The organism is Luteibacter yeojuensis (assembly GCF_000964085.1).
GTDB lineage: Bacteria > Pseudomonadota > Gammaproteobacteria > Xanthomonadales > Rhodanobacteraceae > Luteibacter > Luteibacter yeojuensis_A.
The window spans coordinates 179,060-194,982 of sequence record NZ_JZRB01000001.1; the positions used below are offsets into that span (position 1 = coordinate 179,060).

At 70.3% G+C, this 15,923-nt stretch carries 17 protein-coding genes; 12 read left to right on the forward strand and 5 right to left on the reverse strand.

Annotation, left to right across the window (positions count from 1 at the left end; all coding sequences use genetic code 11):
* Positions 1-88: 88 nt before the first annotated feature.
* The 3 genes from VI08_RS00795 to VI08_RS00805 are packed head-to-tail and all read left to right on the forward strand — an operon-like array spanning position 89 to position 4,111.
* Positions 89-1,804, forward strand: a complete 1,716-nt coding sequence (locus tag VI08_RS00795; RefSeq protein ID WP_045827619.1) for an Hsp70 family protein — start codon at positions 89-91, stop codon at positions 1,802-1,804.
* Between the two features lie 4 nt (positions 1,805-1,808).
* The gene (locus VI08_RS00800) at positions 1,809-2,957 is read left to right on the forward strand and encodes a hypothetical protein (RefSeq protein ID WP_045827620.1); all 1,149 of its coding nucleotides are present in this window, start codon (positions 1,809-1,811) and stop codon (positions 2,955-2,957) included.
* Between the two features lie 2 nt (positions 2,958-2,959).
* Positions 2,960-4,111: a hypothetical protein gene (locus tag VI08_RS00805; protein ID WP_045827621.1), complete on the forward strand. Its 1,152-nt coding sequence runs from the start codon at positions 2,960-2,962 to the stop codon at positions 4,109-4,111.
* Between the two features lie 7 nt (positions 4,112-4,118).
* Here the strand turns inward: VI08_RS00805 and VI08_RS00810 are convergent, their stop codons facing one another.
* The 3 genes from VI08_RS00810 to VI08_RS00820 are packed head-to-tail and all read right to left on the reverse strand — an operon-like array spanning position 4,119 to position 7,366.
* Positions 4,119-5,372 (reverse strand): heme biosynthesis HemY N-terminal domain-containing protein, encoded by a 1,254-nt coding sequence (locus VI08_RS00810; RefSeq protein WP_045827622.1) that lies wholly within the window; start codon positions 5,370-5,372, stop codon positions 4,119-4,121.
* Positions 5,369-6,550 (reverse strand): uroporphyrinogen-III C-methyltransferase, encoded by a 1,182-nt coding sequence (locus VI08_RS00815; RefSeq protein ID WP_084621139.1) that lies wholly within the window; start codon positions 6,548-6,550, stop codon positions 5,369-5,371. Before VI08_RS00815 ends, VI08_RS00810 begins: the two co-directional genes overlap by 4 nt.
* 45 nt (positions 6,551-6,595) lie before the next feature.
* Complete coding sequence (locus tag VI08_RS00820; RefSeq protein ID WP_045827623.1) at positions 6,596-7,366, reverse strand: uroporphyrinogen-III synthase; 771 nt, start codon at positions 7,364-7,366, stop codon at positions 6,596-6,598.
* Between the two features lie 140 nt (positions 7,367-7,506).
* Here VI08_RS00820 and VI08_RS00825 point away from each other — a divergent pair, with 140 nt between their 5' ends.
* The 3 genes from VI08_RS00825 to VI08_RS00835 are packed head-to-tail and all read left to right on the forward strand — an operon-like array spanning position 7,507 to position 8,912.
* Positions 7,507-7,971: a YiiD C-terminal domain-containing protein gene (locus VI08_RS00825; protein ID WP_045827624.1), complete on the forward strand. Its 465-nt coding sequence runs from the start codon at positions 7,507-7,509 to the stop codon at positions 7,969-7,971.
* Positions 7,972-8,000: 29 nt separating this feature from the next.
* The gene (locus tag VI08_RS00830) at positions 8,001-8,423 is read left to right on the forward strand and encodes a hypothetical protein (protein WP_045827655.1); all 423 of its coding nucleotides are present in this window, start codon (positions 8,001-8,003) and stop codon (positions 8,421-8,423) included.
* Between the two features lie 45 nt (positions 8,424-8,468).
* Positions 8,469-8,912, forward strand: a complete 444-nt coding sequence (locus VI08_RS00835; RefSeq protein WP_045827625.1) for a rhodanese-like domain-containing protein — start codon at positions 8,469-8,471, stop codon at positions 8,910-8,912.
* 64 nt (positions 8,913-8,976) lie between these two features.
* Here VI08_RS00835 and VI08_RS00840 read toward each other — a convergent pair whose 3' ends face one another.
* Positions 8,977-10,032, reverse strand: coding sequence for a 2Fe-2S iron-sulfur cluster-binding protein (locus VI08_RS00840; RefSeq protein ID WP_232309397.1), 1,056 nt, complete (start codon positions 10,030-10,032; stop codon positions 8,977-8,979).
* A gap of 48 nt (positions 10,033-10,080) precedes the next feature.
* On the opposite strand from VI08_RS00840, the gene VI08_RS00845 reads away from it, so the two are divergent.
* The 6 genes from VI08_RS00845 to VI08_RS00870 all read left to right on the forward strand — a co-directional run bounded on the left by VI08_RS00845 (position 10,081) and on the right by VI08_RS00870 (position 15,259).
* Positions 10,081-10,533: a hotdog fold thioesterase gene (locus VI08_RS00845; RefSeq protein ID WP_045827627.1), complete on the forward strand. Its 453-nt coding sequence runs from the start codon at positions 10,081-10,083 to the stop codon at positions 10,531-10,533.
* Positions 10,530-11,474 carry a serine/threonine protein kinase gene (locus VI08_RS00850; protein WP_045827628.1) on the forward strand — a complete coding sequence of 315 codons (945 nt, stop codon included), beginning with the start codon at positions 10,530-10,532 and terminating at the stop codon, positions 11,472-11,474. Before VI08_RS00845 ends, VI08_RS00850 begins: the two co-directional genes overlap by 4 nt.
* Positions 11,475-11,493: 19 nt before the next feature.
* Positions 11,494-11,937, forward strand: coding sequence for a hypothetical protein (locus tag VI08_RS00855; RefSeq protein ID WP_045827629.1), 444 nt, complete (start codon positions 11,494-11,496; stop codon positions 11,935-11,937).
* 19 nt (positions 11,938-11,956) lie between these two features.
* Positions 11,957-13,126 (forward strand): class I SAM-dependent rRNA methyltransferase, encoded by a 1,170-nt coding sequence (locus VI08_RS00860; protein WP_045827630.1) that lies wholly within the window; start codon positions 11,957-11,959, stop codon positions 13,124-13,126.
* 55 nt (positions 13,127-13,181) lie between these two features.
* A complete protein-coding gene (locus tag VI08_RS00865) occupies positions 13,182-14,264 on the forward strand; it encodes a DNA topoisomerase IB (RefSeq protein ID WP_045827656.1) in 1,083 nt (360 codons plus the stop codon).
* A gap of 74 nt (positions 14,265-14,338) precedes the next feature.
* Positions 14,339-15,259 carry a hypothetical protein gene (locus tag VI08_RS00870; protein ID WP_157006178.1) on the forward strand — a complete coding sequence of 307 codons (921 nt, stop codon included), beginning with the start codon at positions 14,339-14,341 and terminating at the stop codon, positions 15,257-15,259.
* 151 nt (positions 15,260-15,410) lie between these two features.
* On the opposite strand, the gene VI08_RS00875 is transcribed toward VI08_RS00870, so the two are convergent.
* The coding region (locus VI08_RS00875) for a PDZ domain-containing protein (RefSeq protein WP_232309398.1) at positions 15,411-15,923 on the reverse strand (513 nt) is incomplete at its 5' end.

A 15,923-nucleotide genomic window follows, 5' to 3' on the forward strand; every position in this document is an offset into this window, starting at 1 on the left:
GGGTAGACTCCGGCATTCAAGGCAGGGAGGTGCCTGCCGCTAACTGGGGATCGTGCGTCGTCCGGGCGCACGCAGGGGCAGGGACAACATGATCGTCGGCATCGACCTCGGCACCACCAACAGCCTTGTCGCCGTCTGGAAGGACGGCGGCCCGCGGCTCGTCCCGAACGCGCTCGGCAGTTTCCTCACGCCCTCGTGCGTCGGCCTCGACGCCGATGGCCGTGTCCTGGTCGGCGAGGCGGCACGCGAACGGCTGCAGACCCACCCCAACCTCACGGCGGCGCTGTTCAAGCGCTACATGGGCAGCGCCCGCCTCATGCGCCTGGGCGATCGCGATTTCCGCCCGGAGGAGCTCTCCGCCCTGGTGCTGCGCGCGCTGAAGGAAGACGCCGAGGCCTACCTCGGCGAGCCCGTCAGCGAGGCCGTCATCACCGTGCCGGCCTACTTCTCCGATGCGCAACGCAAGGCCACCCGCGTGGCCGGTGAACTGGCCGGCCTGAAGGTGGAGCGCCTGCTCAACGAACCCACCGCCGCCGCGCTGGCCTATGGCATCCACGAGGGCCACAAGGAGACCCAGTTCCTGGTGTTCGACCTGGGCGGCGGCACGTTCGACGTTTCCATCCTTGAGATGTTCGAGGGCGTGATGGAAGTGCGCGCCAGCGCGGGCGACAACATGCTCGGCGGCGAGGATTTCGCCACGCTTGTCGCCGACCTCGCCTTCGCCCACGGCATCCCGGAGGGCGCGCGCGCCGATGCCGCGTTCATGCAGCGCCTCGCGGCCCGCGCCGAGGCTGCCAAGCGCGAGCTGGGTGCGCACGGCAAGGCTTCGTTCGAAATCAGCTGGCAGGGCCAGCATGCCCTGGTGGAGCTCGACGCGGCCGCGTTCGAGAAGCTTGCCGAGCCGCTGCTGGCACGCCTGTGGCGGCCGATCGAGCGCGCGCTGCGCGACGCGCGGATCCGTGCCGCCGACCTCGATAACGTCGTACTCGCAGGCGGCGCCACGCGCATGCCCATGATCCGCGCGCTGGCCACGCGCATGTTCGGCCGCTTCCCCGCGGTCGGCCTGAACCCGGATGAAGTGGTGGCACTGGGCGCGGCCGTGCAGGCCGGCCTGAAAATGAAGGACCAGGCGCTCGACGAAACCGTGATGACCGACGTGTGCCCTTACACGCTGGGTACGGAGGTGGTGCGCGCGCTTGAGAAAGGCGTGGTGGCCGAGGGCTACTACGCGCCCATCATCGAGCGCAACACCGTGGTGCCCGTGAGCCGCGTGCAGCGCTTCTTCCCGGTGAACCCGCAGCAGCGTGCCATCACCATCGGCGTGTTCCAGGGTGAATCGCGGATGGTCCGCGACAACATCCGCCTCGGCGAGGTCAGCGTCCCGGTCGAGCCGGGCCCTGGCCACGGCCAGGGCGTCGATGTGCGCTTCACCTACGATGTCAACGGCCTGCTTGAAGTGGAGGTAAGCGTCGTCGGCACCGGCGAGGTCAAGCGCCTCGTCATCGAAAGCGGCCAGGCGCACATGTCGCCGGAGGAGATTGCCCGGCGCCTCGAGGTGCTTTCCGTCTTGAAGATCCACCCGCGCGACACGCTTGAGAACCGCACGCTGCTGGCGCGCGCCGAGCGCCTCTACGAGCAGTTGCTGGGCGAGGCCCGCGAGCATGTCGGCCAGATGATCGCGCGCTTCGAGCAGGTGCTGGCCACGCAGGATCCGCGGTTGATCGCGCGCGATGCCGCGCAGTTCCGCGACGCCCTCAAGGCCGTCGAATCCGATAGCTACTTCGCGCCCGACCACGCCGACTGACCCCATGCAGATGCCCTGGTCCTTCGAGCTGCTGGCGCTTGGCCCGGACGCCGATGAGCGGGCGGTGAAACGCGCCTACGCCGTGCGCCTGAAGCAGGTGGACCCCGGCGCCGACCCGGTAGGGTTCGCGCGCCTGCGCGAGGCGTACGAGCATGCCCGGGCGTGGGTCGCCCACCAGGCTGCCGCGGCGGCCACGGGCGACACGGCCGCAACCGTTGAACCAGCGCCAGTGCAGCCACCGCCGCTGCCCCTACCGGCGTCGGCCGCCGTGCGACGCACCGATGCCGACGGCCCGGAAACCGTCGCCATGCGCCTCATCGAACGCTTCGCCCGCCGGGTCAAGTACGGCGAGGCGGCGCACATCGCGGCCGAACTGCAGGCCTGCGCGGCCGCGCTACGCCGCGAGCATATCGATGCACCGTTCCTGTTCGAGCGCTACCTGATCGATGCGCTGGCCAGCGCAGGCATCCGCCGCCGCCCCGCGGTGTTCGTCGCGGCGTACGCGCACTTCGGGTGGCACGAGTACATGCACCTGGCATCGCTTGGCCCCGCGGGTGGCTGGATCGATAGCGTGGAACAGCAGCGGCAGCGTTTCGAGACGCTCGACCCGGTCGACAAAGCCGATATCCGCACCTGGCTTTCGGCGCATGGCGAGGGTAGCGGGCCGATCCCGGACGCTGCCGCGCTGGCCTGGCCGCGCATCCGCGATGCAATCGCCCGGTTCCCACGTTACCTCGCGCTCTACATCAGCGAAGCGCGCGCGCAGGCGTGGCAGGCTCGCTTCGAAGCCGCCGACAGCGAGCAACGCCGGGCGGCCAGCGGCGCCGAGCCCTATGCGGTGCGAAGGAGAACGCAACGCGGTACCCCGCGCCGCGCGGTCGACGTGCGAGTGTGGGTGGCGCTTTGTGCGTTCGTCTTCTGGGCGATGCACGGCATCCTTGCCTCGTCGCAGCGATCGGTGGATACCCCGGGTGCGACGGCGATGCGGCACGTGCCCGGCCGCACCGAGGCCGAGCGCACCCAGGCGTTCGATTGCATGCGCCTGGTCGACCAGATCGACGCGCCCGGCACGCTACCGACCGTGGAGCAAGCGGCGCAGGCTCACCGGTGCCATGCCTTGCTCGAACGCCTCCAGCGCGAGAGCGCCCCTTGAGCATGACCGGGACACCCTGGTGCCTGGATACCCTTGGCCTACCTGCGCACGCGGATACCGTCGCGGTACGCCGGGCGTACGCCGCGCGGCTTCGCCAGGTCGACCCCGGCGCCGACCCCGTGGCCTTCCAGCAGCTGCGCGAGGCGTACCAGGCCGCGCTCGCCTGGTGCAACGACCACCCGGCGGGCCCCGCGCCGGGGCAGGACGATGGCTGGTGCGAGGAAACCCGTGGGGCCGCCGACGACGACGCCGCGGCTGACACCCCGCCGCAGGACCACGCTGCAGAGGACGCCATGCGGCGCCTCCGGGACGCGGTGCGCGACGCGGGTGACGACGCCATCGCGGCGCTGCTCGGCAACGCGCTCGCATCGCTGCGCCATGGTTACGTCGATGCACCCGGGCAGTTCGAAGACCTCGTGATCGATGCGCTGGCCACCGCCGGCATCGACCGGCGCGCGGCCCTGTTCCATGCGGCGACGGAGGCGTTCCACTGGCACGAAGTGGGCCGCCTTCGCCGCGCCGATCCGCGGGCCGCGTGGATCGGGCGCGTGCTTGCGCAGGCGGAAGACTGGGCCACGCTCGACGCAGGCTGGCGGGCGACCTGGCTCGCCCACATCGAACGTGCGCAGGGCGGCATCGACGCCTATGTCGCGCGGCGCTGGCCCGACATCGGCCGGTTGCGCGCGTGGCTGCCCGACTGGCTGGCGCTCTACCTCGTGGACGAACAGCTCGATGCGTGGCAAGCCGCTTTCGAAAACCTGCCGCGCGATACGCGCGACGAATTCGAACGCCGGGCGGCCCCGCCCTCGGCGAGCGTGCCCCGGCGTGGGCCGCCCGCCCGGCCGCGCCGCCGGCTCGGCATGCCACCCCTGGCGTGGGCGGCCCTGTGGTTCGTGTTGATGCTGTTCTACCTCATCACGAACGGCATCTCGACGGTGCGCCAGCATGGGCAGGGCGAGCCGTTGCCGAACTTCGGCGAATCGGCGCTATCGCCTCGCGAGTGCATGGCCCTCTACGCGCAATTCGACAAGCCGGACGCCTTCACGGGCATGCGCCCCGACGACGTGGTGCAGGCGAAGCGCCGTGCGCAGCGCTGCGCACTGGACGGCCACTGGCGGGCGCCGGGCGGCGTGAACAGCCCACCGCCCCACTGACGCCGGCTCAGGGCGACAGCCGCGGCACGCCGTGCTGGTCGCGCTCTTCGACGGCGGTGACGCGCGTGTCGATGCGGCCACCCCGGCTTTCCGGCAACGGCACGCCCGCTTCGCCGCGGCCCAGCGCGAACGCATTGCGGTAACAGCGCTGCGCCAACTCGGGCTGCTTCTCGCCGAGATAGACATCGCCCAGCGCTTCCCACGCGGCGGCACTCGGCTCGATGGCCAGCGCACGCTCGAGGTAGGGCTTCGCCTTGCCCCACAGCTGCATGCGCACGCACATGCGGCCAACGGCGGTGAGCAGCGCGGGATCGTTCGGATGCGTGTCGATCCACGCCTCGGCGCGACGCACGCGCTGGTCGAGGTCTTCCGCCCCCATCGCGCCGTAGGTGGCAATGAGCAGCGGCGACCACTCGCGACGCAGCGCGGATTCAATTTCATCCATGGCGGCCATGCCCTGGCCGAAGCGCATGGCCTGGCGTGCGTATGCGTCGATGGCCGCGGGCAGGCGGCGCTGGCCCTTCGGTAGCTGCGACCACAGCGCGGCCAGCGCGGCCCCGTCGCGTGCGGCAAGGATGTTCGCGGCAACGACACGGCCTTCCAGGTCGTTGAACGTGGCGGCGCCCAGCTCGCCGCTCTTGCGCAGCGGCTCGAGCGCACGCATGGCGTTGCGCGGATCGTCGCTGGCGAGCGAGGCCTCGGCGAACTCCACCCACCCCGCGGGCGCCAGCGCGCCGTTGTCGGCTTCGGGCGCCAGCAATGTGACGGCTTCGGCGGCTCGGCCCGTGCGACGCATCAGCCGCGCGCGCAACACACGCGCCGCGCGCGGCGTTTCCTGCGCGGCCAGGTCGAGCGTTTCGATGGCGCGTTTGGATTCACCGTGGCGCTCAGCCGCCTCCGCGGCGGCAAGCAACGCGGGGCCGCGCACGGACGGATAACGCGCGGCGCGGTTGAGGTCGCGCTCGGCCTCGCCGTGGCGGCCCTCGATCAACGCCACCAGGCCGTCGGCGAGGCGACGCCGGCTGAGGCGTCGATGGCGGCGGTTCATCGCGCCAAAGGGCCAGCGGATGAGCGCGACGAGCAGCGAGATCGCGGCCCACAGCGCCAGCAACAGCACGACGGCCGTGACGACGGTCATCTGCACGGTGGTGCCGCGCAGGTGGATGAGGACATAGCCCGGGTCGTCCGCGACCCAGTGCCACGCGAACGCGGCGAGCACCGCGACAAGGATGAGGCCGACAACCCAGCGCCACGGCTTCATGGCGAAACCTTCGCAGCGGTGGAGGCGGGTGCGGGTGCGGGTGCTGCGCCGGGCGCGCCGGCAGGCGCCGGCGCCGATGACGCGTGCGCGGGCGCGGGCGCGGCACCGCCCGCTTTCAGCGCGTGCACCGAACGCAGGTTGCGCAGCTCTTCGAGCGCGGCGCCAAGCTTCGGCTCGTTGCCCTTGGCCTGGCTCGCCAGCAGCGCCTCGATGCGCTTGCGCGCCGTCTGCACCGACGGCGCCTGCGGGTTGAAATGCGCCGCCAGCGTCGCGTCCACGCGCTTGAGCGCGGCATCGCGGCCGCGGTCGTCGTAGGCAAGCACGGCCGCCTCGGCATGCGCCACGTCCAGCGCGGCCAGTTCGCGCGCAAGGCGGTCATCGGCGAGGCCCAGCGGCGTGCCTTCGTCATGGCTGATGCGGACGATGCTGCCCAGCGCGTTGCCGGCGCGCTGCCAGAACGTGCGGTCTTCGTCGGCACCGGCCTGCGTATCCATGTCCTTCAGCGGCAACGTGGGCAGCTGCGCGCGCAGGTCGGCCAGCGTGGCGAGGTCGTTCGCGCGGGCCTTCGGCTGCACGGCGTCGAGCGCTTCACGCTCGGCAGTGAGGTTCTGCCGCACGGCGGCGAACGCGCTGTCGTTGACGCCGGCGAGCGCCTGGTCGGCCAACCCATAGGCGGCGAGCGCCCCGCTGGCATCGCCGAACAAGGCGAATCGTTCCTTCGCCATGCGCAGCAGCGACTCGGCTTCGTCGAGCAGCATGGCGTCGTGGCCGCTGAGGCTGCGCTCGGAAAGGTTCGCCACCGCGTCTTCGAGGTTCTTGGTGCGCTCGGCCATGCCGAGCACTTCTTCGCGCGCCGAGCGGTTCACGCCATCGGCATCGCTGAGGCGGCGGCGCAGGTTGGCGTTGTCGTCGCGCAAGCCGTCGACCGCGGCCTGCAGCGTATCGACCTGGCCCTTCAGGCCATTCGCGGCGCCGAGGTCCTGGCGCATGTTCCACACGGTGTAGGCGGTGTAGCCCGCGGCGCCGGCGGCGGCGAGCGAAAGCAGCACGGCGAGGGCCAGTGCGCCACCACCGCGACGAGGCGGTGGATCGGCCCGGCGGGCCTTGGCGGACGAGGGCACGGCGGCCGGGGCCGGCGAGGCCGGGGTGGGTTCGGTCGGGGGGGTCTCGGTCGTCATGCGGGCATGCTAGCAGGCCATACGCAAACGCACGGAATACATCCCTCAACGGCGGGTGAACGACACCTCGGCGGCGGCGGCCAGCAGGTCAGTAGGCAGGGCGGACCGGGCCACCACGACCCGCTCGAACCCCATGCCCAGGGCGACCGCCCGCAGCCGCTCGCTGCTGACGACCGCCACGGCCTGCACCAGCCGGCGCCATGCCGGGGCGATGAGCGCCCGGTGCAGGTGGTCGAGCGCCTCGGCGCTCGAAAGCAGCACCGCCGAGCGCCGGCTCAGCTTGAGCAGGGGGTCGATATGCCGGCGATCGATGCGCGGCGCGACGCGGTGGTAGACGTGCACCTCCTCGAGCGTGGCGCCACGCGCCACCAGCGCCTCGCGCAACAGGCCACGGCCACCCGGGGCGCCGATCAAGGCCACGCGGCGGCCGGCCACCTGGGCCAGTTCGGACAGCCCAAGCACGCCTTCGCTGTCCTGCGAGGCTTCGGGGAACAACACGTTGCCGACATCGGCCGTCTTCAGGGCGCGCGCCGTACCCCGCCCCACCGCGACCACCGTCGCCCGCGTGGCCAGCGGCAGCACGTCGGCCGCGAAACGTACCGCGGCGGGGCTGGTGAAAATGAGCACATCGCCATCCAGCGCCCGGCGCAAGGCGGCGTCCACCGTGCTGGCGTCCTCCGTGGCGCGGAGCGAAAGCCCCGGCACGCTGACGGGGATACCACCGAGCTTGCGGACCCGGCGGGATAGCGGGCCCGCGGTGCCGGCCGGGCGGGTGATGACGACGGTGACATTGCGAAGGGGGTGCGAACGGCTCACGAATGCTTCCTGCAGGGCGCTGCGTCAACGCGCGGCTACCCCCGAGGATAGGAAGCTACCGACCCGGGCCGCCAATGCCGAAGGTTGGGTAGGCCGTACGGATGCGAACGGTAAAGCCGGTTCCGTAGACTCCCGCTTCTATGACCACGCCCGACCCCACGTTCGCCACCCTAGAGCGCTTCATCCTCGACGGCATCCCCCTCGCGCGCGCCATGGAAGCCCGCATCGCCGGTTGCGATGGCGAGCGCCTCGTCATGACGGCCCCGCTGCAGCCCAACATCAACGACAAGGGCTGCGCCTTCGGCGGCAGCCTGGCCAGCCTCATGACGCTGGCCTGCTGGGCCCTTGTCGAGGCGAACCTGCGCAGCCGCGGCGAGGATTGCGACCTGTTCGTCGGCGATTCCAGCATCCGCTACCTCGACCCGGTATGGGACGACCTGCGCGCCGAGGCCAGCCTGGCCGAGGGCGGCGACTGGGCCGTGTTTTTCCGCACCCTGGCCACCCGTGGCCGGGCCCGCGCCGACCTCACGTGCCGCGTGCCGGGGACGGGCGACAAGCCTGCCGCGTCGCTCGTGGCGCGCTTCGTGGCCAAACGCCGGGCATAATGCGGCCCGATGCCCTGCCGGAAGCCACCATGCGCCGACTTGCCCTGCCTACCCTCGCCCTGGCGCTCGCCATGGCCGCCAGCCTCACCGGCTGCGCCAGCACCAAGCGCGACGACGCGCTCACGCGCACCCTCATGCGTTACGCCTCGGCCATCCGCTGGGGCGATTTCGCCTCGGCGCAGGGCTTCGTCGACAAGGACTACGCCGCCGCCCACCCCATGAGTTCGGTGGAACAGGCCCGCCTGGGCCAGCTGCGGGTCACCGCCTATGACGAGGGCGGCGGCCCCCAGCCCGATGGCGAGAACGAAGTGGTGCAGACGGTGCAGATCAGCGTGGTGAACGTGAACAACCAGGCCGAGCGCAGCATCGTCGACCACCAGCGCTGGCACTACGACCGCGAAAAAGACCGCTGGAGCCTGATGACCGGCCTGCCCGATTTCTCGCCTCACTGATCCCTATATAATCGCGGGTTTACCCCCGGGACGAGCAAGGCCACGATGAACGACGTACTGCACAAGCTGCCTGAGTTCGCAGCCAACCACCTCGCGCTGGTGGGCCTGTTCGTGGCCATCCTCGTGGCGCTCATCGCCACGGAAGTCGGCAGCCTGTTCCGCAAGTGGAAAGCCCTCACGCCGGCCGGCCTCACCCAGCTGATCAACCGCGACAACCCGCTGATGATCGACCTCTCGGCCAGCACCGATTTCGAGAAGGCCCACGTGCCGGGCGCGAAGAACGTGGCCATGAGCCAGTTCGACCCGGAGAACAAGGACCTGGCCAAGGCGAAGGACCTGCCCGTGGTGCTCATCGACAAGGACGGCCGCACGCTGTCCAAGCCCGCCGCCCGCCTCGTCAAGGCCGGCTTCAGCCGCGTCTTCGTCCTCGACGGCGGCACGGCGGCCTGGCAGGGCGCCCAGCTCCCCACCGCCAAAGGCAAGAAATAAGGCAAGCCACTTTTTTGTGGGAGCGCGCTTGTTGTGGGAGCGCGCTTGCGCGCGATGCTTCGTGCTAAAGCCCGTGGATCCCGGCCCTACCCCGCAAGATCGCCGCCAGCACATCCGGCGCGACATCGAACGAGTCGTAGAACAGCCGGTCCTCCGGCAACCCCGCATCGATGAACAGCTCCCGCCCCGCGGCGATCATCGCGGGCGGCCCGCTCATGTACAGGTCCACGTCGGCAAGGTCGGGGTGGTCCGCCAGCAGGGCCTCGTGCACCAGGCCCTCGCGTAACCCGGCGGCGCGCGCCGCGTCCAGGTCGGAGAGCACCGGCGTGAAGGTGAGCGACGGCACCGCCGCCTCCCAGCCGCGGGCAAGGTCGGCCAGGTAAAGGTCGTCGGCGTTGCGCACGCCCCAGTAGACATGCATGGGCCGCCGCGTACCCAGCGCGATGAAGTGCTCGACCACGGCTTTGACGGGCGCAAAGCCTGTACCACCCGCCATGAACAGCATGGGCCGCTCGGAATCCTCGCGCGGCACGAAGGTGCCCAGCGGCGCCTCGATGACGAGGTGGTCGCCTTGTTTCAGGGATTCGTACACCCACGACGTGAAACCACCGCCGGGCACGTGGCGCACGTGCAGTTCGACCAGCCCATCGGCACGCGGGCCGCCCGCGATGGAGAACGGCCGGTGCTTGCCGTCGGGCAGTACCACGTCGAGGTATTGGCCTGGCAGCCAGCGCAGCGGCTCGCCATCGAGCGGCCGCAGCCACAGCCCGACGACATCCGGCGCGAGCAGGCGGCGTTCGGCCACCTCGACCTCGACGCGGCGGTGCGGGATGTCTTCCACCGAAGCGATCTCGCGCGCCTGGATGGCGATGTCGCCACACGGCACGGCCTGGCACAGCAGGATGCCATGGTGCGCGCGCGCCGATGCCGACAGGCCCACGGGCGGGTTGTAGGGGTACGCGCAGGTGCCCTCCACCAGCGTGGCCTTGCAGCTGCCGCACACGCCGCCGCGGCACGAGTACGGCAGGGCGATGCCCGCGCGCTGGGCGGCTTCGAGGATGGTTTCGTCGGCGTCGGCGTCGAATCGCTTGCCGGAGGCGATGAGGGTTACGGTAGGCACGCGCGCATTGTAGGACAATGGGCGCTTTCCCATGGGACGAAGCCCGCGATGGCCATCTGGAAGCACCCCCTCGACCTGGACCGGATCAACCACTGGAGCCGGAACACGATGATGGAGACGCTGGACATCCGCTTCACGGCGTTCGGCGATGACTGGCTGCGCGGCACCATGCCGGTCGACCACCGCACCCAGCAGCCGTTCGGCCTGCTGCATGGGGGCGCGTCGGTGGTGCTGGCTGAAACGCTCGGCAGTTCGGCGTCGCTGCTCACGCTCGACGTGGACAAGGAAATCGCCGTGGGCCTCGACATCAACGCCAACCACATCCGCGGCGTGCGCGGCGGCCTCGTCACGGGCACGGCCAAGGCCGTGCACCTGGGCCGTACCACCCAGGTGTGGGAGATCCGCATCGAGGAAGAAACCGGCAAGCTCGTCTGCCTCTCGCGCCTTACCATGGCGGTCATCCCCTCGCCCGGTGGCGCGCCGGGGAACCTGCGCGCGTGAGCCAGGCCGCCCCTTACGCGGCGCTATCGCCCGACGTGGTGCTGGGCGCCGTCGACGCGGCCGGTACGTGGAGCGATGGCCGCCTGCTCACGCTCAACAGCTACGAAAACCGCGTGTTCCAGGTGGGCCTGGAGAACGGTGACTTCGTCGTGGCCAAGTTCTACCGCCCCGGCCGCTGGAACGATGCCGCCATCGGCGAGGAGCATGCGTTCGCGCTGGAACTGGCTGCGGCCGAAATCCCCGTCGTGGCACCGCTCGTCTTCCACGGCCGAACGCTGCTCCGCCACGAAGGCTTCCGCTACGCGCTATATCCCCGCCGCGGCGGCCGCGCACCCTCGCTGGAATCCGCCGACCAGCTCGAGTGGCTGGGGCGCCTGCTGGCCCGCCTGCACGGCGTGGGCACGCGCGAACCCTTCCACCACCGCGGCACGATCAACCGCGCCACCCTCATCGACGGCCCCGCCCGCGCCGCGCTCGGCTCCGACCTGCTGCCACCGCACTTGTTCGACGCCTACCGCGACGCGGTGATGCGCGTCGACGATGCCGTGGCCAACCGCTTCGAGGCCGTGGGCCCCGTTCAGCGCGTGCGCCTGCATGGCGACTGCCACCCGGGCAACGTGCTGTGGACCGACAACGGGCCCCACTTCGTCGATCTCGACGACGCCCGCATGGGCCCCGCGGTGCAGGACCTGTGGATGCTGGCGGCGGACGAAACGTTGTTCGACGCCCTGCTCGAGGGCTACGGCCAGTTCCGCGATTTCGACCCGACGGAGCTGGCACTGGTACCCGCGCTGCGCGCCATGCGCCAGGTGCACTACGCCGGGTGGATCGCCGACCGCTGGCACGATCCGGCCTTCCCCGCCGCGTTCCCCTTCGCGGCCGAGGCCCGCTGGTGGGAGCAACACATCACCGACCTGCACGAGGCCGCCGAGGCCCTCTGAACCACCACTGGAAAATCGCATGCATTCGTTCCTGACTCGCGTCATCGCCGTCTTTGAAATCGCCGGTGGCCTCTATGGCCTGGTGCGCCAGGTGGACCACCTGCTGGGTTCGCGCATGGGCGGCCTGGATGCCGTGGCGGCGGTGCTGGGGGTGTTGCTGTTCGGCTTCATCCTCGTTGCCGGCGTGCTGCTCGCCAGCAACGACGCACGCGGCACGCAGATGTCGATCTGGGCACAATTCCTCCAGGCGCCGCTGCTGGCCACCTCGTTCTTCAGCTACGCCCTCTCGTCGGGCGCCTATGCCAACCTTTCGATGACGATCCAGCGCTCGCCCCGCCTCGGTTTCGACTGGGCCATCGCCGAGCACGGCTGGCTGTTCGCCCTTGGCGGCCCCTCGGCAGCGCATGTCGGCCTGAACCTGCTGGCGGTGGCCTCGTGGCTTGTCCTGCGCTTCGGGCGCTGAGGGCCGGTACAATCCGCGGATGAATACCGCCGCATTGCCCCAGATCCAGCTCAAGACCGATCGCGTCCCCGGCCACCCGTGGGTGTGGTCCGCCCAGGTCGTCAAACCCGCCGAGCGCATCCCGCCCGGCAGCGTCGTCGACGTGGTCGATGCGAAGGGCCGCTTCATCGGCCGCGGCTTCTGGAACGGCCACGCCCGCGTGGCCCTGCGCCTGCTCACCACCTCGCCCGACGAGGCCATCGACAACGACTGGATCGCCACGCGCCTGGCCCGCGCCGTGGGCCTGCGCCGCGAGCTGCTGCGCCTGGACGACGTAAGCGACGCCTGGCGTGTCGTGCACAGCGAGGGCGATGGGCTCTCCGGCCTGGTCGTCGACCGCTACGCCAACCACCTGGTGGTCGAATATTTCGCCGCCGGCATGTGGCGCTTTCGCGACACCATCCACGCCGAGCTGCAGAAGCACTTCCCCGGCGCGTCGCTCTACTGGTTCGCCGAGCAGCATGTCCAACGCCAGGAATCGTTCGACGTGCGCTCCAACGATGCCCCCGCGGCGGTGGATGTGCACGAGCACGGCCTGGCCTTCCACGCCGCGCCCGGCCTGGGCCACAAGACCGGCTTCTTCGCCGACCAGCGCGACAACCGCGCGCGCTTCGCCCAGCTGGCCCGCGGCCGCCGCGTGCTCGACCTGTGCTGCAACGCCGGTGGCTTCGCCGTCCACGCCATGAAGGCCGGTGCCCTGGAGGCCACGGGCGTCGACGCCGACGCCGCCATCCTCGAGGTGGCCCGCGAGAACGCCCGCATGAACGGCGTCGAGGCGCGCTTCGAGCAGGGTGATGTCTTCGAGTGGCTGCGCGCCGCCATCGCCCGCGGCGAAACGTGGGACGCCGTGGTGCTCGACCCGCCCAAGCTCACCCGCGACCGCAACCAAGTGGTCAACGCGCTGAAGAAGTACTTCGCCATGAACCGCACCGCGCTCGATGTCGTGGCGCCGGGTGGCATCCTGCTCACCTGCTCGTGCACGGGCCTGGTGGGGGAAGACGATTTCCTCGAGATGATCCGCCGCGTGGCGCTCAACGCCGGCCGCGACATCCAGGTGCTGCACGTGGACGGCGCCGGTGCCGACCACCCGGTGGCCAGCAACGTCCCGGAAAACCGCTACCTCAAGGCCGCGTTCTGCCGGGTGGGCTGAGGCCTGACGGCACGTTCACCGTGCCTTGATCGCCGGCCGGCACACACTGCCGGCCATGTCCCGGAAGCCTCCCGCCAACGCCCTCGTGGTGTCCAGCGACGAGCGGGCCCACGCGAAGGCGGCGGGCCTCGTCTACGTGTGCGATACCGACGAGGGCATCACCCGCTGCAAGCGCGGCCGGTACTTCCAGTACACCGGCGCCAACGGCAAGCGGATCACCGACGAAGACGACCTGGCCCGCATCCGCTCGCTGGCGATACCGCCCGCATACACGAAGGTTTGGATCTGCGCCAACCCGCGCGGGCACCTGCAGGCGACGGGCCGCGACGCACGCGCGCGCAAGCAGTATCGCTACCACGCGAAGTGGCGCACCACGCGCGACGAAGGCAAGTTCAGCCGCGTGCTCGAATTCGGCGCGGCGCTCCCCGCCTTGCGCCGTCGCCTGCGCAAGGACCTTGCCCTGCCCGGCCTGCCGCGCGACAAGGTGCTGGCGCTGGTGGTGAGCCTGCTGGAGGAGACGATGATCCGCGTGGGCAACGATGCCTACGCCCGGCAGAACAACTCCTTCGGCCTCACCACCCTGCGCTCGCGCCATGTCGACGTGCGGCGTGGCCGCATCGAGTTCCACTTCCGCGGCAAGAGCGGGCAGTGGCGCGACGTGGTGCTCGACGATCGCAAGCTGGTGAAGGCCGTCCGCCGCGTGCAGGAGCTGCCAGGCCAGCGGCTGTTCCAGTACGTGGACGACGAGGGCCACCGCCAGCCGATCGATTCGGGCATGGTGAACGACTACCTCCGCGAGGTGACGGGCGGTGAGTTCACGGCGAAGGATTTCCGCACCTGGGGCGGTACCGTGCAGGCCGTGGCCGTGCTGGCGAACACCGCGCTGCCCGAAAAGGGCGGCGAGCGCGCCATCAAGTCCACGCTGGCCCAGGCGGTGAAGGATGTGGCCGCGGTGCTCGGCAACACGCCCGCCGTGTGCCGCGCCTCGTATATCCACCCGGAGATATTCAGCGGCTGGCTCGATGGCGACCTGCACAAGCGCGTGCCCGATGCGTCGTTGCGCCACCCACGGAAATTGGAAGCCCTTACCCTCGCTTTCCTCCGTCGGCGCTTACGTACGTCGCGACGCTCCCCATGACGCGTTTGGACGGCTATAGTGCGCACACGGGGCTTGCGTTCGGTATTCCAGGGGTTGTGGCGACGATGTGGCGGTTGAGCGTGGTTCCCGTGCTGGCGGCCGTGTGCCTGGCCAGCTCCCCCGTGCGCGCGCAGATGGCGACAGCCGCCCCGCCGCTTATCCCGGTGGATGCGCAGGCGCACCGCGGCGTGGTGGACGACACTTACATCATCGCCCCGAAACGGCTGGCCGATGCAACCCTACAAGGCGTGAAGAACTACGCTGACGAGGGCGACATCGCGGCAGGCGTGTCACTGCGCTACGGCATCGACAACGCCGAGTGGGTTGTCGCCGACGTCTTCATCTACCCGGCGGGCCAGGGCGACGAGCCGAAAATGCTGGCACGGGCCGTGGAAGACTTCCGCGAATCCGTCGCCTTTGCCGAGCGGCAGGAAATCTACCGCAACGTGTGGTGGGGCGACGAAGCCCCGTATACCGCGAAGCTGGGCGGTGGCCGCAAGCAGGCGGGCCGCTTCCTTCCCATCGTGTTCGATTCGCAGCACGACATGCTCACGTCGCGCACCTACCTGTTCTTCCGCAAGCTGTACTACGTGAAGGTCCGGCTGAGCACCACGGTGGAAGCCGTGGATTCGCTTTCGGAAAATGCCGACCCTTTCATCAGCAGCCTGCTCGATGGCATCGATATCGTCAGCGTGGGCACGTGCGGCCGGAAGCTCGACATCGCGTCGCTCGAGCCCGGCCAGGCGCCGGCGGCGGACATGGCCGACGGCGTGAGCCCCGACGGCTACCGCGTGGCGCTGAGGGCGACGAAGGCGGGCACGCCCACGTACGGGCCACAGACGGCGAAGACCATGGCCCTGGCGTTGAAGCGCCAGGTGGCCGGTGGCTGCACCACGCTGCAGTACAACCCGCCGCTGGAAGACGACAACCGCACGGTGCTGCACCTGCAGTTCGGCCCGGATGACTGGGGCGCGACGGCCAGGCCTGTGAACTAGAGCGGCCGGGACGCGTCCCACGCCCGGCCGCTGCCGGGCGGGCCCGGCCTGCACCCCTATCCGTGGGTGCGGGGCCGGGCTGCGTCGACCCGTGCATGATGCGTTGTCGGCGCGGCCCTGCCTATGGAAGTTTTCTGAAAAATGCGACGAATCAGCGAGGGGCGAAGTCGGCCAGCACCAGGGTCGCCTTATGCCCATCGGCCATGGTCAACACCACCTTGTCACCCTCCTTCGCCCGGTCGAAGCGGTCGCGCAGGCCCCAGCCGCCAAGCTTCGCCGCGGGCACCCCGTCCACCGCGAGGATCGCATCGCCCGCGCGCACGCCCGCTTTGTAAGCCGGGCCGCCGGTGACGACGCCCGCCACGGTGAAGCGATCCAGTGCGCCCGGCTTGCGTCCCGCGCGCATGCCGGGATCATTCATTTGCACAGCGCGCATTTCGGTGCGCTGGGCAAGCGACATCTCCCCGCGCCGGTAATCGAACCCGACATGGAAGCGCGAAAGGATGTCCTGGCCGATGTTGCCCGCCTCGGAGACATTGGCGGTGGCGCCGGCATCCGGTGGCGTCAGCTGCGCAACATGGCCACGCACGGCCACCGGCCCGATATCGAGCTGACGGATGTGCGAGACGCGGGACACGAACGGCCCACCCACGCCACCCCCACT